The organism is Pseudomonas sp. FFPRI_1, assembly GCF_055384485.1.
Genome location: NZ_AP029168.1, coordinates 7,237,055 through 7,256,172, shown reverse-complemented (window position 1 = coordinate 7,256,172; position 19,118 = coordinate 7,237,055). Strand labels below are relative to the sequence as shown.

Genomic DNA, 19,118 nt, shown 5'->3' with positions numbered 1-19,118 from the left:
TTTTTGTATCGTTTTTTTACTGGTTGCTTTGTTAAGTATTCGGATAATTCGCCCGTTATAGAAAGATAGGCGTTAGTTGGTTAAATAAGAGCAATTATTCTAATTCGATAATTAACCATTGTTTTGCAACTGTCGTTAGGCAGCTCATTGTTCAATGCGTCACGTCGTATTACGTCGAGGGTGAGTTTTCGTACGTCGCCTACCTGGGCGCGGTACAAACTGTATGTGCAGGTAGGGGTCACAAAAAAAATGCAAGGTGCCAGCGTCCGAGCTCGGAAACAAATAAAGCTGTGCCGATGGGCTATTCCTACGTTTGAGTTTGTCTCGAACGGTGAAGCTGGGATTTATATCCTGATTGAGGGGCAGCTCACACTTCAAGATTGCAATACAACAGTTTGTCTCATGCCGGGTGAACTGGTTTTCGCTCGTAGAGGCAACTACGTCATCAGTACGGGCGGACATGAAAGTTGTTTAATCTGGATTCCATTATCTGTCCGGTTCCTACAAGAATTCATTCAACGTTTCGGTTCACTGTTGAGTGAGGTCGAGCGCTGGGACGGACCTGGAGTCAGTCTTGTCGCGTTTGCCAGTACTCCATTGATGGCTGACTGCATCAAGGGGCTCGAAGGCTTGATGGTGCACGAGCACCCACCGATGCTGGCCTTGTTGCGGGTCGAAGAATTGTTGATGTTGTTTGCGTTCAGCCCTCAAGGACCGGCGCTGATGTCGGTGCTGCGCCAACAGGGCAGTCGGCATGTCGAGCGACTGCAGGTGTTCATGGAGCAGCACTATCTCAAGGAGTGGCGGCTCTGTGAGTTCTCTCGGCAGTTCGGCATGGGCTTGACGACGTTCAAGGAGCTGTTCGGTTCAGTCTATGGCGTTTCCCCTCGTGCCTGGATCAGCGAGCGGCGTATCCTCTACGCCCATCATTTGTTGCTTAACAGTGAGGTGAGTATTGTGAACATCGCGATGGAAAGCGGTTTTTCCAGTCAGTCCTACTTTACCCAAAGCTATCGTCGCCGTTTCGGATGTACGCCCAGTCGCTCCAGGCAAGGAAAGGAATAGCGTCAGACTAAAAAAAAATGACGTTTTTTGTAAGTTTGGTCCATTGGCCCTCAGTAAGATTGGTCGCAGTGAAAGATGCTGGCGGGTGTGCTACGAAACGAGATAGTCAAGGCAGAGAATGAGCCAGGAAGATCATAATCAACGTCCTCAAGCCGGAATTTTCGCAGGCCGCCGGGTCTCCGTAGTGGGGCAGGATGCCCGGAGTCGAGGCAGAGCTGCGGGCTGTGTATCAGCCGGCTTGTACCGTGAATGGGGAATCATCAGCGCACGCCAGTTGAGCTTGTTACAGCGCCTGTTGTCGCGTGTGCAACTGGAGCAGCTGTTTCAGTCCAATTGGCTGCAGCAGCGTCTTGCCCGCGGAATGGCCCTTGAGCGTGGGGACATTCAATTGGTGTTGCGTTACGCCTCGGCCCAGGGCGAGGACTGGTGTGATTGGCTGGGCGACCGAATCAACCTGGCCTCGAGCCAGGCAATCATCGATTGGGTCCTGTTGCCGGTCTACAGCTGGTGGGAAAGCCTGTTCGACGAAGCCATCCCCAGTTGGCGTTCTGCACTGATCGAGTATGAAACCCAGGCTCGTCAATTGCGCATCAGAGCCGAGTTCTGGCGCCAAGTCAGCGCAACCGATTCGCAACTGTCTGAGCAGGAGTTGGCCAAAGTCGAGCGCTGCGAGGCCCAGACCCAGGCCGAAATGGCGGCGCTGCTGCTCAAGCTGAGTGATGTTTGCGAGCAGGCGAGATTGGCCTGGCCCAATTGGAATCAAGGGATGGCTGTGTTGCTGGCTGACGGCAAGCTCGATGGCTTTGCGCCTGTGCCGGTGGCGCTGACCTCGCTGTGGGAGCCGTTGGGCAAACTTGACGAGGACGCTGACGCAGCGGGCGCAGTGCAGCACTTTCTGCGAGAACGGAGCCTGTGTCGGGCTCACGATCATTTTTACTGGCAGAGCCTCTGACTGCCAGATACGTTGAGGAACTATGGAACATTTACTGACTGGATTGGCCGCGCGAACGGGCCAAGGGCCCTTTGTGGTCGATCGATCAGGTCGCTATCACCTGCGGATCGACGGGCATAGCCTGTATTTTCGGCGTCAGGGTGATGACCTGGTGCTGTTCAGTCCGCTGAACTGGCAGGTTCAGATCCAATCCCCAGCGGATCGAGACTTGCTCGTCAACTTGCTGGGTCAGGTGACCCGTTGGAGCCGGCATTATCCCCAGGCGCTGGCGACCGACGAACAATCCAATCTCATTCTTGAAGCACGCCTTGATCTGGGTGCCCTCGGGCTCGACGAACTGGAGCAGGCAATGGCGGCGCAGGTCGTCATTCTGGAAACGATCAAGCCAGAGCTGCTGCTGGCCGGCCTGGAGCCGCAGTGGAAGCAAACGTTATGGCGTCCTTGAGTGTTTCGCGGTACTTGGGTCTGGTGCTTGCGTGGCTGTTGACCACCACCGCCCACGGCCAGGATCTGGACTGGCCAGCCGTCCCCTACAACTATGTTGCGCAAGGTGAAAGCCTGCGCGATGTGCTGGCCAATTTTGGCGCCAACTACGACGGTTCGGTGATTGTCAGTGACAAGGTCAATGACCAGGTCAGCGGGCGCTTCGACCTCAAGGATCCGCAGTCCTTCCTGCAGCTGATGGCCTCGCTTTACAACCTCATCTGGTATTACGACGGGGCTGTTCTGTATGTATTCAAATCCACCGAAATGCAGTCGCGGCTGGTCAAGCTGGAACAGGTCAGCGAAACCGAACTGAGGCAGGCGCTGGAAGCGGCCGGGGTTTGGGAACCGCGTTTTGGCTGGCGCCCGGACATGAGCGGGCGGCTGGTGTATGCCGCTGGCCCTTCGCGCTACCTTGACCTGGTGGAGCAAACTGCCATGGCCCTGGAGCAGCAACACGCATTGCGCAGTGAAAAAACCGGCGACCTGGCGGTGGAGATCTTCCCGCTCAAGTACGCGGTCGCTGAGGACCGGCGAATCAAGTACCGCGAGGATGATATTGAAGCCCCTGGTGTGGCGACTATCCTGGCCCGAGTGTTGAGTGACGCTAACGTGGTGTCGGTCGAAGGGCAGGACAGCCCACGGCAGCCGGTACAGTCCGGGCGGGCGGTGGTTCAGGCCGAGCCCTCGCTCAATGCCATCCTGGTGCGCGATACCAAGGAGCGCATGCCGATGTATCGGCGCCTGATAACGGCGCTGGATCGTCCGTCGGCGCGTATCGAAGTCGGCTTGTCGATTGTCGACATCAACGCAGAAAACCTCGCTGAACTGGGGGTGGACTGGCGCGTCGGGATCAGTGCCGGTCCTCGCCATTTGGTCGACATCCGCACGACTAGCCAGAATCTCGGCGGTCCCGCTTCCGCTGCGGAGGCCGGTGCCAGTCTGGTAGACAGTCGTGGCCTGGATTTCCTGCTGGCGCGAATCACCTTGCTGCAGAGCCAGGGGCGCGCGCAGATCGGTTCGCGGCCGACTGTGCTGACTCAGGAAAATACCCTGGCGGTGATCGACCACAGCGAAACCTATTACGTCCGTCTCATCGGTGAGCGTGTGGCTCAACTCACGCCCATCACTTACGGGACCATGCTCAAACTGACGCCGCGGGTGATCCAGTTGGGGGACAAACCGGAAATCAGCCTTAGCCTGCACATCGAGGACGGCAACCAGAAACCCAACAGTTCCGGGCCTGGAGGCATTCCCACTATTGCCCGTACCGTGGTCGACACTGTGGCGCGCGTCGGGCACGGCCAGAGTCTATTGATCGGCGGTATCTACCGCGACGAACTCAACGAGTCGGTACGCAAGGTGCCGCTGCTGGGCGATATCCCGTACCTGGGCGCACTGTTCCGTTTCAAGTCCAGTCTGACTCGCCGTTCGGTGCGACTGTTCCTGATCGAGCCGCGGCTGATCGACAATGGTCTCGGTCACTTCGTGGCGTTGGGCAGCAAGCGTGGCTATATGGATGAACTGCTGCAGATCGATGAGTTGTCGAACCAGAGCCTTTCGTTGCAGAAATTGCTCGGCACTGCGCAGTGCCAGGCTCTGGGGCCGGCTCGCGAGTTGCAGCAGATACTGGCGCAGGCCGGTAAGGACTCTTCGCTGACCGCCTGCAATCAGGGCAACGACACCCCGGGCTGGCGCATTGCCGAAGGGGCCTGCGTCGAAGGTGTCGAACAGTGCGTCCGTGCGCCTGAGAAGCCCTGAAATGAGCTGGAAAATTCGTTTCTACAGCGGCCTCAATCAAGGGGTCGAAGTACCGCTGGCCGAAGGGCGCGTGGTCATCGGTAGCGATCCTTTGCAAGCCGATCTGGTGCTGGTCGATGAAGGTATTGCGCCGGTCCATCTGGTGTTGGAGGTCGACCCGCAAGGTGTTCGCCTGCTGGAGTGGGCTGAAGGGCATCAGCCGCTTCAGGAGGGCCAGCCGCTGGCCGGCGGCAGCACGTTGCAGGCGCTGGTGCGACAGGCTTGTGGGCCGTTGCTGTGGGCCTTCTGTGCTCAGGAACGGCAGTTTTTCGAGCAGTTGCCGATGGCTGCCAACCCGCAAGAGCGACGTGCGCCGGCGCCCCGGGCTTATTGGGCAGGGCGCCTGATGCTCACCGCCAGCCTGTTGCTGCTGGTGGGGCTCGTGGGGCTGCTGGGAGCGCCATGGTCGAGTGGCAGCAGTGGTATGAGCAGCGAAGATCCGCTCGTTGCGTTGCGCATGTTTTTGCGTGATCGCCAGTTCCAGTCTGTGCAAGTCGGTGAGCCTCAGGCCAATGGCAGTATCACGCTCACCGGCTACCTGGAAGATAACCGCACACGGCTGTCACTGCAGCAATACCTGGAGCGCAGCGCACTGACGTATCGGCTCGACGTACGCAGCATGGAAGAGATTCGCCAAGGGGTGGAATTCATCTTGCAAAAGTTCGGTTATCGCCAGGTACGCACTGTCAATGCCGATCAGCCCGGCTGGATTCGCCTCACTGGCGAGCTGGCGCTGGAGGATGATCACTGGCTGCAGATCGATAACCTGCTAAAGGCCGATGTCCCCGGCTTGCTGGGTGTGGAAAACCGCGTACGCCTGGCCGGCTCGCACCTTAAGCGACTCGACCAGATGCTTGCCGACTTCGGGCTTGAAGCGGCGCTGGCCTATCAAGACAAAGGTGAACGCATCGAGTTGCGCGGGGCGCTTGATGAGGCTCAGCTCAACCAGTTCTATAAGTTGCAGCGTGAATTTCGTCAGGAGTTCGGTGCACGCCCAGCCCTTGAGCTGCTCAGCCGCAACAAGCGCGCCAGCAGCGATGAGCTGGAGTTTGTGGTGCGTTCGGTGTCCTTGGGCAAATTGCCTTATGTGGTGCTTGGCGACGGCCAGAAATACCCGGTTGATGCGTCGACTCCCCAAGGCGTGAGGGTGTTGGCGATCAATGCTGACGCTGTGGTCGTCAGTCGCGGCAAGCAACAGTTCATCATCAATCTCAAAGGAGAGCCGCTTAATGATGACGGTTTTGGAGGAGCGTCTGCGCGCCGCTGACGTAGATTTTGAACGGCAGATACGCACGCAGTTGGAGCAGGCCCAGGCCCAGGTCAAATGTCGCTTGATGAGCGGCGGTGAGCCTCGGCAATACCAGCAATGGCAGATGGAAGCCCAGGCAGTCGAGGCCGCCATCAATATTCTCAACACGCTCAAGGGAGCTTCGTGATGGCATCGATCTTTACCAATGACAGCAGCGTCAACACCCTCGACAAAGTCGCGGATAACCTCAAGGAACAGGCGAACAACGCCAATAAGGAAGTTGGCGACGCTATCGCGGCGCTCAAGGACTCCGCCGACAACCCGGCGCTGTTGGCCGAGCTTCAGCACAAACTCAACAAATGGTCGGTGATTTACAACATCAACTCGACCGTTACACGTTCGATGAGAGACCTGATGCAAGGCATCTTGCAGAAAATCTGATGATGGACAGTTCATTGAAAGGGCTGATGGCAGAACTAGCCCTGGCCGGTACCGGCCACCATTGCCACGAAGAAGCCCAACAGATTGCCAACTGGCTCGAGCAGGTTGAAGGGCCGGCGCAAGTCGTGTGCCTGATCCGTCTTTCCAGCCTGATGAATCAAGGGCATTACCAACAGGCGTTGGTGTTGGGCGAGCGTCAGTCGTGGCCGGAGCTGGAGCCCTGGCTGGCGTTGTGTGAATGGCGACTGGGTCTGGGGTCGGCGCTGGATCGGCGTCTGGCCGGGCTGGCTGCGAGCGAGGACCCGCGCCTGTTGCAGTTTGCCCATGGCATGCGCAACCCGGAGGGGGCATGAACAAAATTGATGGGGCGCCCGCTCAGTTGCCGCTGCGCCATGCACTGGATGCAAGGCCCGCAGCGCCGGCCGAGCCCGGTCAGGTGCAGGCCTTCGAGGCGGCGATGAAAAGCCCTCCAGGGGCGTCCCGGCCGGCTCCGACCGATGCCCCGCTGCAGCTGTGGTTGCAAGGTGCGAGCCTGGCCACAGCCCTGACGGGGATGGACCGCACGCAGCAGCGCGAGACGGTCTGGAAATGGTATCGCCAGGACCTGCCGGAGTCGGCTGAGGGCCGTCGTGACGAGCTGCGCGAGTGGCTCATGCACGGTTTGTCGGATCGCTTGCTGGCGCATTTCCCGCAACAGCGAGGCGGGCTTGAGCCCGATCGTCTGGCGCTCAAGGATCTGCTCAAGGAGCAGGCCCCTTTTGGCAAGCAGCAGGAGACGCTGTTGCTCAATGTACTGGGCGAGATCAAGGGCGTTGAGGGTAGCGAGTACCTGAGCTCCCTGGTGCGCAGCGAGTTGCAGACGCTGATTCCGCTCAACGCAATGATTAAAAACTTGATGAGCTTTACCCACTCACCCGATCTGGAGTCGTGATGGACGTTAATCAGATAAGTCAGGCCGCGGTCACCTCGCTCGATGAGCTCAAGCCCCCCCAGGCCAGTGTCGGGCAAATTGCCGATTTCGAGCAGGCGATGGCCAAGGGCGCCGAGAGCCTTGGGGGCGACCTGCTCAATGAGATCGGACAGATGAAAGAGCGTTTCTCCCAGGCCAAGCGCGAGCTTGAGGTCGAGTTGTCGACCCCCGGCGATGACCCGAGCAGCCTGATGCAGATGCAGTGGTCGTTGATGCGCATCAGCATGCAGGAGGAACTGATAGCCAAGACGGTCGGACGCATGAGTCAGAACGTCGAAACGCTGATGAAAACCCAATAAGGTGTTGCGTGAAGAGACTCAATCGAACGCTGATGTTGCTGACCGTTTTGCTGCTTGCCGGTTGCAAGGTCGAACTCTATGCCGGTATCAGTCAGAAAGAAGGCAATGAAATGCTCGCGTTGCTGCGCACCGAGGGAATCGAAGCGTCCAAGCAGCCGGACAAGGATGGCAAGATCAAACTGCTGGTCGAGGAGTCCGATATCGCCGAGGCCATCGATGCGCTCAAGCGCAAGGGCTATCCGCGTGAGAGTTTTTCCACACTCAAGGATGTGTTCCCCAAGGAGGGGTTGATCTCCTCGCCGGTCGAGGAGCGCGCCCGGCTCAATTACGCCAAGGCTCAGGAAATTTCCCGGACACTGTCGGAAATCGACGGTGTGCTCGTGGCGCGCGTCCATGTGGTGTTGCCCGAAGACCGTGACGGTTTGGGCAAGAAATCTTCACCGGCCTCGGCGTCGGTGTTTATCAAGCATGCGGCGGACATTCAGCTCGACGCTTACATTCCGCAGATTAAACAATTGGTGAACAACGGCATCGAGGGCCTGAGTTACGACCGTATCAGCGTGGTCCTGGTGCCTTCGGTGGACGTCCGCCAGGTTCCACTCGCGCCGCGATATGACACGGTGTTCTCGATTCAGGTGACGGAAGCCTCTCGTGGGCGTTTGCTCGGGCTGTTCGGTCTGCTGGTCGCGCTGTTGCTGGTGAGTAATCTCGGCCAGTACTTGTGGCTGCGCAGCAGGGCTTCGTAATGACGTTGTTGCTGACGCCCTATCAACTGCGGTTTTGTCCTGCCCGCTACATCCACCCTACGCGCGTCCCGCCTGCGCTGATGCAACTGGCCGACACCCTGAGCCATTGGCGTCGGCACAGCGGGATCAATGCCTGGCTGCTCAGTGAATGCGCGCTGGACATCGACTACGAGTTGCCAGCGACCCTTGGAGGGTTGGCGTTCTTTGAGCAAGCGGCGCTGGAGAAGACCCTCGGTTACCTGGGCGCGCTGTTGCATGGCCAGGCTATTCGCCAAGTGCTGGACGCGAGCAACCTGCGCCGGGTTCATGCCGCAATCGGTGAGGCCGGGCATCGTTACTGCCTGGAACAGCTGGAGCTGATCATAGGTACTTGGCCGCCAGGCTGGCAGCTGCCATTGCCTGAAGGTGAGCTCGGTGATTGCCTGCGCCAACGCGCGCTGGCGTTCTGGTTGCTGGCCTGCGCTGACGCCGCCCCGGGTTTTGCCCGACGTGTGGCCTTGCGCCTGGGGCTTGCCGAGCCCGGTTTGCCCGCGCCTGCGGTGCATTGGGTGATGAGCAGCAACCAGCGTTCATTGGCCCAGGCGTTGTGCCTGAAAATCGCCCGACAAGTGAGCCCGCAATGCTTCCATTTATTGAAATAAAAGCCTCCGAAGTACGACTCGCGCCGGATCAGGTCTTGCTGCGTAGCAGCGACTATCAGGATTACCTGACGGCGGGCGAACTGGTCGACATCGCCCGTAAACGCGCCGCTGAAATCGAACAGGCCGCCCATGATGTCTACGTGCAACAGAAGGCGTTGGGCTGGCAGGCCGGTGTCGAAGAGGCACGTATCCGCCAGGCCACGCTGATTCAGGAGACGCTGCTGCAATGTCATCAGTATTACCGTGAGGTCGAACAACAGATGAGCGACGTGGTGTTGCAGGCAGTGCGCAAGATTCTCCAGCACTACGACAACATCGAGCTGACATTACAGGTCGCGCAGCAGGCGCTGTCGCTGGTCAGCAATCAGAAGCAGGTGATTCTGCATGTGCAGCCGGATCAGGTGGTTGAGGTGCGCGAGCAGATCTCCCGAGTGCTCAAGGACTTCCCGGAAGTGGGCTATGTCGAAGTCATTGCCGATGCCCGCCTGGACCAGGGCGGCTGTATCCTGGAGACCGAAATTGGCATTATCGATGCGAGCGTGGACGGTCAGTTGAGCGCTCTGGAAGCGACCTTGAAGCAAGCCTGGATGCACAAGGACAGAGTCATCGCGACTGTGAGTGAGAGTGCCGTCGAAGCACCCACGCTTGAAGTTCTAAATTGACAAAAATACGTCCGATACTGGAAAAACAAAAAAAGTCATTCCCTTAGTCTTTGCTCCTGAAAGAACCAACGTTCCCTGGGAGCCACTATGTTAATTCCTTCCTCAATCAACGCGCTTGCCAGTACCGGCAAGCCGCAGGAAATCACCCCGCCGAAAGACTCGCAACCGGCCAAGGGCACCTTGTCTACCGACGCCGTGGGTCAGAGTCTGACGGCAGCGCTCAAGAATACCGTCGGCATCGCGGTCAGCGCGCAATTGCCGGACTTCAGCCGTGCCAGCCTGGTCACGCCGCAGCCTGAAGGTGCGTCGCAGTTGATCGCCGACGCGGCCGGACAGCGCAAGATCACGCTGCGCAGTTTCGAGAACGGCGTTACCGAACTGCAGTTGACGCGTCCACCCTTGACCAGTCTGGTCCTCAGCGGAGGGGGGGCTAAAGGCGCGGCGTATCCGGGGGCGATTACGGCGCTTGAAAACAAGGGCGCGCTCGAAGGTATCAAGAGCATTTCCGGCTCGTCGGCCGGCGCTATCACGGCTTCGCTGCTGGCGTCCGGGATGAACGCCACTTCGTTCAAGAATCTGTCGGACAGCATGGACCTGATCTCCCTGCTCGACAGCGGTACAGGCTGGCAGAAGAAAGCCCAGCATCTGATCTCCGGTGCCGGCACCCTGATGACCGGGGGCAAGTTGGGCATCGTCGGCAGCATCATTCGGCTGCTATCCAACATTCTGCCGCGCATGGGCTCTGAAGCGGCGCCGTTGGAGAAGGTTCTGCGCACGGAGTCCAGCAAGTCCGTACTGAGCCAGATCGCGGCTCATCCGGACGTTGCTCGGCAACCCGCCGTCAGCGCTATCGCGCAAAAACTGGAGAAAGGCGGGGCGGTGACATTCCGCGACCTGGCCGTGCTCAGCAAGCAGATTCCGCAGATTAAGGAACTGAACATGACCGGCACGGCCATGTTTGAAGGGCGTCCGCAGTTGGTGGTGTTCAGCGCCGAGCTGACCCCCGACATGGACATCGCCCATGCTGCGCACATCTCAGGCTCGTTCCCGCTGGTGTTCAAGAAATCCGCTGAAACCGCGCAGCCGTTCCAGGAACAGGGTGAGCGCACGCTGTTTCAGGACGGTGGCGTCATGCTCAACGTGCCAGTGCCAGAGATGATCGATCGGCAGTTCTCGAACAGTCCGTTGCGTCAGGCCGATAACCTCATCCTCAAGTTCCCTGAGGATGAGGTTGCACAGAAGGGCCCTGGCCGAGGCGCGATCAATCTGGCGGAGGGGATTGTGGGCGCTCCACTGGGCGCACGAGCGGCATTGCAGGATCGTGGGCTCGCCGCGTTCGAAGACCAGACCGTTGTGGTGCCGCTCAAGACTGAATCGGGCGACTACAGCGGGATGCTCAGCGGCACCCTGAATTTCACCATGCCCGACGCCGTCAAGAATTCGCTGCAGGCGTTGTTGCAGGACGAGGTGGGTGGCCACCTCGACAACCGTTTGCAAGCCCGCGAGGCCCACACGTTTGCGACGATGGAAGGCGCTTTGCTGGCGCTGGACGATGAAATGCTGGCCAGTGTCGCCCAGCAAGACCCGGTGCGCACAGCGGACGTTGTGCAGTTCCGGCAGGCGGTGGGCGAGGCGTTATCCGGTCTGACGGTGGCGATCGTCTCGGCCGAAGACATGAAATTGACCGACGACATGCGTTCGGCCTTCTCGCAGTTGGACGCTTTGGCGACGACGCCAGAGCGCAAGGAGTGGTTGAGCAAAACCTTGAATAACGCGGATAACAAGGACCATCAACGTTTGCTCGGCGCTCTGCGCAACACGCCGGTGGAGTCGCCAGTGCTGAAGGCGGCGGTGGACGAAATGCGCAAGCGTGATGTAGCGGTGATTGCCGACAACATTCGCAAGGAAGTGATCTTGCCGTCCCTGTTCCGGACTGGTCAGCCGGACTCCAACGTAGCATTGCTGCGCCGCGTCGAGCACAGCCTGATGCGTGCCATCAACCCAGCGCAGATCAATCAGGCTCTGGATGATCTGGCCGACAACTACGGTGCGCGGAACAAGCCCTGGAGCAAGGCGTTCAGCTCTACCACCATCGACATGGCCCGGGCCTGGCGGATCAAGGAGTAAACCCCATGAGCGTAAAAGCCTGGCTGGACCAATGGGACCTGCAGTTGCCGCCAGAGGCGCAGCATACCTGCCGCCTGCGCATTGGTGAGGGGCCTGAATTGTTGCTCGAGCGCACACCAGGCGGCTGGTTGATTGCCTTGCGCCTGGGCGCGTTGCCCAGCCCCCTGCTGCAGGGTGTGGTGCTGCAATTATTGCAGGTCAACAGCCCGTTCTCGGTGCTTGCCCCGGTCAGACTGACGGCTGACGTTGCCGGTGATCTGGTGCTGTGGATCGAGGCGCTTGAGGGGCAGGCAGACGTCGAGCAGTTGAACGCCTGGTATGGCAAATTGCTGCAAGGCCATACCTCGTTCAGTTCGTTGACTGCGCCCGGCGCGACCCTGACTGATGCGCCTATGCGAAGTGGGGTATTTGTCTGAGCTGACTGTTTGAATAACACCGGGCCCTTATGGGCCCGGTGTCATTTCAAGCGGGCATCCACATGGCAAGGTGCGGTGACCAGGCGCGTGGTCATGAGCAGGCCGGCGTGAGGAGTGTTCATCACGAGGTCGCGGGCGGCATCGGGCAACCGATCCTTGATGCCGAATTCAGGGGTGTCGATACCGAGCGCGGCAACGGCAAGTGCAGATAAAGCGGCTGGCACGGGCAAGGCCTCTGTCTGTAGTCTTGACGCTCTGATCGGGCATACGCATGCCGGCTTTGCTTCTGCAGCGGCTCAGGTCCAGCAAATCGAGCCGTAACCGGAACGATCGGAATAGATAGGCGCAACTGCGTGCGGCGTGATCGGCGTCACTATAGACCGCCGCCGAGCCTAGATGAATCGATTCTCTTCAGGCAATCAGGGAGTGTGAGGTGCTGGCGACAAGTCTGGTTCTGGTGGCCGCGCTGCTGCATGCGGCCTGGAATACCCTGATCAAGTTCAGTGGCGAACGCCTCCTGGTGGTGGCTTGCATGGACAGCGTGGCGCTGCTGTTCGTCGCCGGCATGCTGTTTTTCCTGCAAGCGCCGCCGCCGGAGATCTGGCCCTGGATCCTGGCCTCGGCGGCCTTTGAATTGCTGTATCGCTATCTGCTGATCCAGGCCTATCGCGTGGGGGATCTGGGGCTGGTCTATCCACTGATGCGCGGGCTGTCGCCCCTGGTGGTGCTGGCACTGACCCTGTTTTTTGCCGGCGAGGTACTCAGTACCCAGCAAATCCTTGGCATCCTGTTGATCCCCTTTGGCATGCTCTGCCTGCTCTGGCAGGGAGGAGGCGGTGCGCGCCTGCCCTGGTCGATGCTGCCGGTGGTGGCGTTGATTGGCCTGTGCATCGGTTGCTACACCTTTATCGACGGGCAGGCCTTGCGCCGCTGGCCGCACCCGCTGGACTACCTGACCTGGGTCACGCTGCTCAGCGCCTGGCCCTTTCCGCTGGTGGCGATGGTGTGGAAACGCCCGGCTTTTGCGCGGTTCTGGCGTGAGCAATGGCGCCTTGGCCTGAGTGTCGGATTTTGCGTGTTGTTCAGCTACGCTCTGGTGCTTTGGGCCATGCAGCTGGGATCGATCGCCGAAGCGGCGGCGCTGCGTGAGATCAGTGTGATTCTGGTGGTGCTGTTCGGTATGCGCTACCTGAAAGAACCTTTCGGCCGGCCACGGCTCTTAGCCTGTGGGTTGGTGCTGATTGGCATGTTGGTGATGAAGTTCTGACCTCAAACAACTCTAAAAAAGGAATTTGCGCTATGACTGTCGCTTTCTGGTGTGTATTGATCGCTATCTTGTTGCCGTACCTGTGTACCGGCGTGGCCAAGTTCGGTTCAGGCAAGTATGGAGCTGGACAGAACCACGATCCGCGAGCCTTCCTCGACACCCTGCAAGGTTTTGCCCGGCGGGCGCACAATGCCCAGCTCAACAGTTTCGAGGTGACCCCGGCGTTTGCCGCTGCGGTGATCATCGCCCATGTAGCGGGCAACGCCGAACTGGTGACCCTCAACGTGCTGGCAGTGTTGTTCATCACCAGTCGCCTGCTGTACATCATCTGCTACCTGGCGGACTGGGCCATCCTGCGTTCCCTGGTGTGGTTCGTCGGCATGGCGCTGATTGCCAGCTTCTTCTTCGTTTCGGTCTGACGCTTCGGCGCTTGGTCGCCTGCAGCAGCGACTGCAGGCGAGCGGTTGGCAAGCCGGATCGCTCCGGTCATTTGCTGTCTGGAACGTCCGGCACCTTGGGCAGTGCCATGCCCTTGGGCCAGAGCATCCAGATCTGACCCTGCTGTTTCATGTCGCCGGCCAACTGGCCGGCGGCGTCTCCGGTACCCCAGAACAGGTCGGCGCGGACTTCGCCGGTAATTGCGCCTCCGGTGTCCTGGGCGGCCACCGGGCGTACCAGGTTGCTGCCGTCGGGGCGGGTGGTGGATAGCCACAGTAGGCTGCCCAGGGGGATCACCTTGCGATCCACGGCAACACTGTAGCCAGAGGTCAGCGGTACGTTCAGCGAGCCTCGCGGGCCCTCGTTGCTGTCCGGGTTGCGGTTGAAGAACACATAGCTCGGGTTGCTTCCCAACAGCTCGGGAATCCGCGTCGGGTGGGCCTTGGCCCAGGCGGCAATGGTACCCATGGTCACGTCTTCCTTCTTCAGCTCGCCCTGCTCCACCAGCCAGCGGCCAATGGGACGATAGGGGTGGCCGTTCTGGTCGGCATAGCCGATCCGCAGCTGTCGTCCGTCGTCCAGCTGGATCCGCCCGGAGCCCTGGATCTGCAGGAACTGCAGGTCCATCGGATCGGTCAGCCAGGCGATTACCGGCGCCTTGACCCCCTTGGTCTCGATGGTCGCTGCATCGTCATAGGGCTTGAGTACCCGCCCCTCGAGCCGGCCTCGCAGGCGCTTGCCCTTGAGCTCCGGGTAGAGGCTGTCCAGGGCGACGATGATCATGTCGTCCGGCACGCCATACACCGGCACATTGGCAACCGGGGTCTGGGTCAGGCTGCCGGGATACACCGGTTCGTAGTAGCCGGTGATCAGGCCGCTGCTGCTGCCATTGCCCGAGCGCAGGCCATGGACCTCCAGATGCTCCTTGAGAAAACGGCGTATGGCTTGCGGAGTTTGCGGCACCGTGGCGGCCGCGGCGCAGGTGGCGCCCCACACCGGATCGGCTTTCAGGCGGGTGCAGGCACTGCGCCAGGAGCCGAAGCCGGCCAGCAGGTCGTTGTCGGCAACGCTGGGCAGGGATTCCCAGGTCGCGCTGTTGTAGGTAGCCAGGGCGTGAGTCTGTGGTTTGCCACTGTCACCGCCGTTGCAGCCAGCGAGCAGTGCCAGGGCTGGGAAGGTCCAGAACAAATGGCGGCGCCAGCTGAGGAAGCTCGGGTTCATGCTGTGTGTCCTTGAAGGGTTTTCCGCAACGCTCTTGGGTCGGGACAACCCATATTATTAATAGGGCTATTGGTGTTTGCCGGGGAGGCGAGGATACTGGCCGCCGTTTCCGTGACCTGAACTGAAGCCACCATGACGCTAAAAAGACTTTCCGTTGTATTGCTGGCCTGCCTGACGCTCTCCGCCTGTGGCGGTGTCGATCCGAACTCTCCGTTGGGCCAGCGCAAGGCGATCTTCAAACAGATGCTCAAGACTGGCGAGGACCTGGGGGGCATGCTCCGTGGGCGGATTCCCTTCGACGGCGCGCGTTTTGCCGAAGGCGCAGTGAAGCTCGACAACCTGTCCCATGAGCCCTGGAAACACTTCCCTGAGGTCAAGGAAGAGGATCACACCAGCGCCACCGATGACGTCTGGCGCAAACAGGCGCGTTTCCAGGAGCTGGCGCGCAACCTCGAGGCAGCCACCGGTGAGCTGGTGACCATCAGCCAGGTCCAGCCCTACAAGGCCAGCAACCTGGGGCCTGCGGTGCAGAAGGTCGAGGACGTCTGCAGTGCCTGCCATAAAGAGTTCCGCAACCACTGATTGCCAGGCTCGGGTGAACAATCCTGCCGGGTGGGGCAAGCCTGGGTGTGCTTGCCTGTCCCGCAGGCCCGAACCTCCTCGCAGCGTTTGACTTGAGCGCTCCAGGTGGCGTGGCCGGGCCCTGTGGCTTTACTTGTCCAGTTCGTCCAGGGCTTGCTGGAGCTCCTTGCGCGATTCGGCGAGCTTGTCCTTGCGCTTGTTGATCTTCTCCGAGTCGCCCTTTTTCATGGCCTTTTCCAGGTCGGCCTGGCGCCGGCTGACTTCGTGCTTGGCCTCCAGCACCTTGTTTTCCCGCTCTTTTTTCAGTGAAGCGTCGGTGCAGTGGGCGGTGACTTCACTCAGGGCCCGTTCCAGGCCTTGCTGCTGAGCGCTGTTGCCATAGGCCTTGGCCTGTTCGATCTGGGTCATGATGGCCTGGCGCTTGGCGGCGCAGCCGGTCAACTGCGGGGCGGGTTCGGCGGCCAGCAGCGGTGCGCTCATGAGGCTGCACAGGGTCAGGGCGGTGAGCGTGGGAAAAAGCTTCATTGACGGCTCCAGGTGAAAAAGATCAAAAAATAACCAAATAAAAATACGCTGGGGTGCAGCGGGAATGGTCTCTTGGAGCCTATTCCCGCCTGGGTGGTTCAACAGTCGTCCCCAGGGTGACGGATTAAAAACCTTCGATTCCAGCGGTGTTCAGGGTGTCGCGCAAAGCCAGCACCTCTGGGGCGCGGAAAAATGCCGCCAATTGGGCAGCGCGTTCTGCGCCGATACCGGCCTCATTCTGCCAGTCCTGGCTGCTTCTTGGCGCGAGCGCTTGCCACGGCCCGCTCAGGTCGGCAGCTCCGCTGGGCGGTAGCCCCAACGCTTTCAGCCAGCGTGTGAAGGGCTGCTGCCTGGCTTCGTGCAAGCTCCTGAGCAGGCGAGCGCTGCTGCGTTCGCCGAAGCCGGCAATGTTAGCAAGCTCTGCCTGATCGAGGGTCAGCCAATCCAGCAGGCCTTTGATACGGCCTGTTTCAATCAATCGAGCCCAGGTGTGCTCCCCGACATTCTGCATGTTCAATCCTTGCTTGCTGCTGAGCCAGGTCAGTCGCGCGAGGAACTGCCCTTCACAGCCGGGTGATGGCTGCCAGCAGCTCAGAGGGTGAAAGTCGGCCTGCGTCGGGGCCTGGATGGCCCGGCGTTGCGCGTGCCTGAACACCACGCTGTCCAGGCGGGGGATGGTCAGGCCGGCGAGGCTGATAGCCACCTGGTCACCGGGAATGATGTCCAGGGCCCGCCAGCGCTGCAGCGAGCCGACGCTGACGCGGCGGACCTGCCGGTCGTCCAGGGTGACCGGCTCGATCTCCAGCAGGGGCGTGATGCGCCCGGTGCGTCCGATGCGAAATCGCACCTGGCGCACGCTGGCGAGGGCCTGGGCGTAGGGGTATTTCCAGGCGGCTATCCAGTAGGGAGCCTTGGCCTGCCAGCGTTCGGCGGCGGGGCGCCGGCTTTGCCGCAGGATGATGCCGTCGCTGGCAAAGGGCAGGGGCGAACGGTACCAGTGTTGCCGCCAGCGATGGACGTCGGCGAAGCGGGCGATGGCGTGGCTGAATTCACGGCCTTCGGCAAACCCCAGTCCTGCGAGTTGCTCCAGGCGTTCCTCCAGGTTGGCGGGGCCTTGAGGCCAGTCCCAGACAAACAGGCCGATCTGCTCGGCGTCCGCGCTCGCCATTGGCTTGCGAGCCAGCCATCCGGCCACCCGGCTGCGGGCATTGAGGCTGCCGGAGCTGGCCTGCACGTGTTGCTCCAGGCGCTGATAGAGCTCTCCTTGCACAAGCAGGTCGATAGGCTGTGGCAGCTGTTTGGGAATAGCCGCGATCTGCCGTGCCGCGGCGCTCCAGTCTTGCCCCTGCAAACCGTCACCCCGGCTCAGTGCCTGATGGAAGCGGCCCTGCCGATAGATCAGGGTCACGGCGACACCGTCGACCTTGGGTTGTACCCAGACTTCCTCGCGATCCTTGAGCCAGAGCTGTACGGAATTGGCATCGGGGAGTTTCTCGACGCCCGTGTGGGCAACCGGATGGGCGATGCTGCCGCGGGCGCCGAGCAGGGGCTGGGCTGGCGCCCTAGGTATCTGTGGGAAGCATTGCTCGAGGCGGTTCAGGCGCAGGCGCGACTGATCGTAGATTTCGTCGGCCACCCATGACTCGCCATGCAGGTGATAGCGCGCATCCCAGTGCTGCAGTCGTTGCTGCAGGGCAGTGATTTCCTCGATGGCTTGCGGGGTGGGCCAATCGGGGCAGCGGGCTTGGGCGTCCAGCGAGATGAGCAGCAGCATCAGTAGCAGGTGGAGTCTTGGCAGCATGGGGAGCGTCCTTGCTCTGGGGGGCATGCTGTAAAGGGTAGGGGCTGGAGGAGTAGGGGCGCGAAGGAGGTGTTTGCCAGGTATGTCCCCGGCGCGAAGGCGCCTTTCGCGACGGGCTGGCAGTGGCGCAACGCGGGCGTTCCGTGGGAATCGGGGGAAACCTTCGGCTACAAAAAAGCCCCGCCGGGGTTGCCGGCGGGGCTCTGGATGTTGCCAGGTTCTGCTTACAGGCCGGCAGCGGCGCGCAAGGCGTCGGCGCGGTCGGTTTTTTCCCAAGTGAAGGTGGTGAAAGTATCTTCGCCCACGGTCTTGGTTTGCGGAGCACGACCAAAGTGGCCGTAGGCAGCTGTTTCCTGGTACATCGGGTGCAGCAGGTCGAGCATGGTGGTGATCGCGTAAGGACGCAGGTCGAAGTGCTCGCGGACCAGCTTGACGATCTTGTCGTCGCTGATTTTGCCGGTGCCGAAGGTGTTCAGCGAGATCGAGGTCGGTTGGGCTACGCCGATGGCGTAGGAGACCTGGATCTCGCAGCGCTCGGCTAGGCCCGCGGCCACGATGTTCTTGGCCACGTAGCGGCCGGCGTAGGCGGCGGAACGGTCAACCTTGGATGGATCCTTGCCGGAGAACGCGCCACCGCCGTGGCGGGCCATGCCGCCGTAGCTGTCAACGATGATCTTGCGGCCGGTCAGGCCGCAGTCGCCCACCGGGCCGCCGATGATGAACTGGCCGGTCGGGTTGATGTGGAACTGGGTGTCCTTGTGCAGCAGCTCGGCTGGCAGCACGTGCTTGACGATCAGTTCCATCACGCCTTCGCGCAGGTCGGCGTAGGACACTTCCGGGTTGTGCTGGGTCGACAGCACGACTGCGTCGATGCCGACCACGATGCCGTTTTCATAGCGGCAGGTCACTTGCGACTTGGCGTCGGGGCGCAGCCATGGCAGCAGGCCCGATTTGCGGGCTTCGGCCTGGCGGTGCACCAACTGGTGGGAGAAGGCGATAGGTGCTGGCATCAGCTCGGTGGTTTCGTTGCTGGCGTAGCCGAACATCAAGCCCTGGTCGCCGGCGCCCTGGTCTTCCGGCTTGGCACGGTCCACACCCTGGTTGATGTCGGGGGACTGCTTGCCGATGATGTTCATCACGCCGCAAGTGGCGCCGTCGAAGCCGACGTCGGAGCTGGTGTAGCCGATTTCGCAGATCACATCGCGAACGATCTGTTCCAGGTCGACCCAGGCGCTGGTGGTGACTTCGCCGGCAACGATGGCAACGCCGGTCTTGACCAGGGTCTCGACCGCAACGCGGGCGTGCTTGTCCTGGGCAATGATGGCGTCCAGTACCGCATCGGAAATCTGGTCGGCGATTTTATCCGGATGCCCTTCAGACACGGACTCGGAGGTGAAAAGGGAGTATTCGCTCATCTCGACGGTTTCCTAAAA

23 protein-coding genes are annotated in these 19,118 nt (G+C 60.7%); 18 read left to right on the top strand and 5 right to left on the bottom strand.

Going from position 1 to position 19,118, the window contains the following annotated elements; all coding sequences use genetic code 11:
• The first annotated feature begins 249 nt into the window (after window positions 1-249).
• From ACZ5BO_RS32635 to ACZ5BO_RS32565, 15 genes are all read left to right on the top strand, one after another.
• Window positions 250-1,065: a helix-turn-helix transcriptional regulator gene (locus tag ACZ5BO_RS32635; RefSeq protein ID WP_025131102.1), complete on the top strand. Its 816-nt coding sequence runs from the start codon at window positions 250-252 to the stop codon at window positions 1,063-1,065.
• A 118-nt stretch (window positions 1,066-1,183) separates the two neighbouring features.
• Window positions 1,184-2,017, top strand: coding sequence for a T3SS regulon anti-activator ExsD domain-containing protein (locus ACZ5BO_RS32630; protein ID WP_464697499.1), 834 nt, complete (start codon window positions 1,184-1,186; stop codon window positions 2,015-2,017).
• A 22-nt stretch (window positions 2,018-2,039) separates the two neighbouring features.
• Entirely contained in the window at window positions 2,040-2,462 is a 423-nt protein-coding gene (locus ACZ5BO_RS32625) for a YscB family type III secretion system chaperone (protein WP_464697498.1), read from the top strand.
• Window positions 2,450-4,261 carry a type III secretion system outer membrane ring subunit SctC gene (sctC, locus tag ACZ5BO_RS32620; RefSeq protein WP_025131105.1) on the top strand — a complete coding sequence of 604 codons (1,812 nt, stop codon included), beginning with the start codon at window positions 2,450-2,452 and terminating at the stop codon, window positions 4,259-4,261. The genes ACZ5BO_RS32625 and sctC overlap by 13 nt, the downstream gene beginning before the upstream one ends.
• Window position 4,262: 1 nt before the next feature.
• Window positions 4,263-5,567 (top strand): type III secretion system inner membrane ring subunit SctD, encoded by a 1,305-nt coding sequence (gene sctD, locus ACZ5BO_RS32615; protein WP_025131106.1) that lies wholly within the window; start codon window positions 4,263-4,265, stop codon window positions 5,565-5,567.
• Window positions 5,530-5,736: an EscE/YscE/SsaE family type III secretion system needle protein co-chaperone gene (locus ACZ5BO_RS32610; protein WP_043274648.1), complete on the top strand. Its 207-nt coding sequence runs from the start codon at window positions 5,530-5,532 to the stop codon at window positions 5,734-5,736. Before sctD ends, ACZ5BO_RS32610 begins: the two co-directional genes overlap by 38 nt.
• Window positions 5,736-5,990, top strand: a complete 255-nt coding sequence (gene sctF, locus ACZ5BO_RS32605; RefSeq protein ID WP_025131108.1) for a type III secretion system needle filament subunit SctF — start codon at window positions 5,736-5,738, stop codon at window positions 5,988-5,990. The genes ACZ5BO_RS32610 and sctF overlap by 1 nt, the downstream gene beginning before the upstream one ends.
• Window positions 5,990-6,343 carry a YscG family type III secretion system chaperone gene (locus ACZ5BO_RS32600; protein ID WP_043274650.1) on the top strand — a complete coding sequence of 118 codons (354 nt, stop codon included), beginning with the start codon at window positions 5,990-5,992 and terminating at the stop codon, window positions 6,341-6,343. Before sctF ends, ACZ5BO_RS32600 begins: the two co-directional genes overlap by 1 nt.
• Entirely contained in the window at window positions 6,340-6,921 is a 582-nt protein-coding gene (locus ACZ5BO_RS32595; RefSeq protein WP_464697497.1) for a YopR/YscH family type III secretion effector, read from the top strand. The genes ACZ5BO_RS32600 and ACZ5BO_RS32595 overlap by 4 nt, the downstream gene beginning before the upstream one ends.
• On the top strand, window positions 6,921-7,259 hold the full coding sequence (gene sctI, locus ACZ5BO_RS32590; RefSeq protein WP_464697496.1) for a type III secretion system inner rod subunit SctI: 339 nt from the start codon (window positions 6,921-6,923) through the stop codon (window positions 7,257-7,259). The genes ACZ5BO_RS32595 and sctI overlap by 1 nt, the downstream gene beginning before the upstream one ends.
• Window positions 7,256-8,005 carry a type III secretion system inner membrane ring lipoprotein SctJ gene (sctJ, locus tag ACZ5BO_RS32585; RefSeq protein ID WP_025131112.1) on the top strand — a complete coding sequence of 250 codons (750 nt, stop codon included), beginning with the start codon at window positions 7,256-7,258 and terminating at the stop codon, window positions 8,003-8,005. Before sctI ends, sctJ begins: the two co-directional genes overlap by 4 nt.
• Window positions 8,005-8,646: a Yop proteins translocation protein K gene (locus ACZ5BO_RS32580; protein WP_025131113.1), complete on the top strand. Its 642-nt coding sequence runs from the start codon at window positions 8,005-8,007 to the stop codon at window positions 8,644-8,646. Before sctJ ends, ACZ5BO_RS32580 begins: the two co-directional genes overlap by 1 nt.
• A complete protein-coding gene (locus tag ACZ5BO_RS32575) occupies window positions 8,625-9,308 on the top strand; it encodes an HrpE/YscL family type III secretion apparatus protein (protein WP_025131114.1) in 684 nt (227 codons plus the stop codon). The genes ACZ5BO_RS32580 and ACZ5BO_RS32575 overlap by 22 nt, the downstream gene beginning before the upstream one ends.
• Before the next feature lie 87 nt (window positions 9,309-9,395).
• Entirely contained in the window at window positions 9,396-11,435 is a 2,040-nt protein-coding gene (locus ACZ5BO_RS32570) for a patatin-like phospholipase family protein (protein WP_464697495.1), read from the top strand.
• A 5-nt stretch (window positions 11,436-11,440) separates the two neighbouring features.
• On the top strand, window positions 11,441-11,851 hold the full coding sequence (locus ACZ5BO_RS32565) for a CesT family type III secretion system chaperone (RefSeq protein ID WP_464697494.1): 411 nt from the start codon (window positions 11,441-11,443) through the stop codon (window positions 11,849-11,851).
• A gap of 41 nt (window positions 11,852-11,892) precedes the next feature.
• Here ACZ5BO_RS32565 and ACZ5BO_RS32560 read toward each other — a convergent pair whose 3' ends face one another.
• Window positions 11,893-12,075 carry a hypothetical protein gene (locus ACZ5BO_RS32560; RefSeq protein ID WP_157838127.1) on the bottom strand — a complete coding sequence of 61 codons (183 nt, stop codon included), beginning with the start codon at window positions 12,073-12,075 and terminating at the stop codon, window positions 11,893-11,895.
• Window positions 12,076-12,284: 209 nt separating this feature from the next.
• Between ACZ5BO_RS32560 and ACZ5BO_RS32555 the strand changes: the two genes are divergently transcribed.
• Both ACZ5BO_RS32555 and ACZ5BO_RS32550 read left to right on the top strand, forming a co-directional pair.
• Window positions 12,285-13,118: an EamA family transporter gene (locus ACZ5BO_RS32555; protein ID WP_025131118.1), complete on the top strand. Its 834-nt coding sequence runs from the start codon at window positions 12,285-12,287 to the stop codon at window positions 13,116-13,118.
• 32 nt (window positions 13,119-13,150) lie between these two features.
• On the top strand, window positions 13,151-13,537 hold the full coding sequence (locus ACZ5BO_RS32550; RefSeq protein ID WP_025131119.1) for an MAPEG family protein: 387 nt from the start codon (window positions 13,151-13,153) through the stop codon (window positions 13,535-13,537).
• A gap of 67 nt (window positions 13,538-13,604) precedes the next feature.
• Here ACZ5BO_RS32550 and mltA read toward each other — a convergent pair whose 3' ends face one another.
• Window positions 13,605-14,777, bottom strand: coding sequence for a murein transglycosylase A (mltA, locus tag ACZ5BO_RS32545; RefSeq protein ID WP_025131120.1), 1,173 nt, complete (start codon window positions 14,775-14,777; stop codon window positions 13,605-13,607).
• Window positions 14,778-14,909: 132 nt separating this feature from the next.
• On the opposite strand from mltA, the gene ACZ5BO_RS32540 reads away from it, so the two are divergent.
• Window positions 14,910-15,359 carry a c-type cytochrome gene (locus ACZ5BO_RS32540; RefSeq protein ID WP_464697493.1) on the top strand — a complete coding sequence of 150 codons (450 nt, stop codon included), beginning with the start codon at window positions 14,910-14,912 and terminating at the stop codon, window positions 15,357-15,359.
• A 129-nt stretch (window positions 15,360-15,488) separates the two neighbouring features.
• On the opposite strand, the gene ACZ5BO_RS32535 is transcribed toward ACZ5BO_RS32540, so the two are convergent.
• The 3 genes from ACZ5BO_RS32535 to metK all read right to left on the bottom strand — a co-directional run bounded on the left by ACZ5BO_RS32535 (window position 15,489) and on the right by metK (window position 19,100).
• Window positions 15,489-15,884: a DUF1090 domain-containing protein gene (locus ACZ5BO_RS32535; protein WP_025131122.1), complete on the bottom strand. Its 396-nt coding sequence runs from the start codon at window positions 15,882-15,884 to the stop codon at window positions 15,489-15,491.
• A 124-nt stretch (window positions 15,885-16,008) separates the two neighbouring features.
• Window positions 16,009-17,685 carry an NAD-dependent DNA ligase LigB gene (ligB, locus tag ACZ5BO_RS32530; protein WP_464697492.1) on the bottom strand — a complete coding sequence of 559 codons (1,677 nt, stop codon included), beginning with the start codon at window positions 17,683-17,685 and terminating at the stop codon, window positions 16,009-16,011.
• 224 nt (window positions 17,686-17,909) lie between these two features.
• Window positions 17,910-19,100, bottom strand: a complete 1,191-nt coding sequence (gene metK, locus ACZ5BO_RS32525; protein ID WP_025131124.1) for a methionine adenosyltransferase — start codon at window positions 19,098-19,100, stop codon at window positions 17,910-17,912.
• Window positions 19,101-19,118 lie beyond the last annotated feature (18 nt).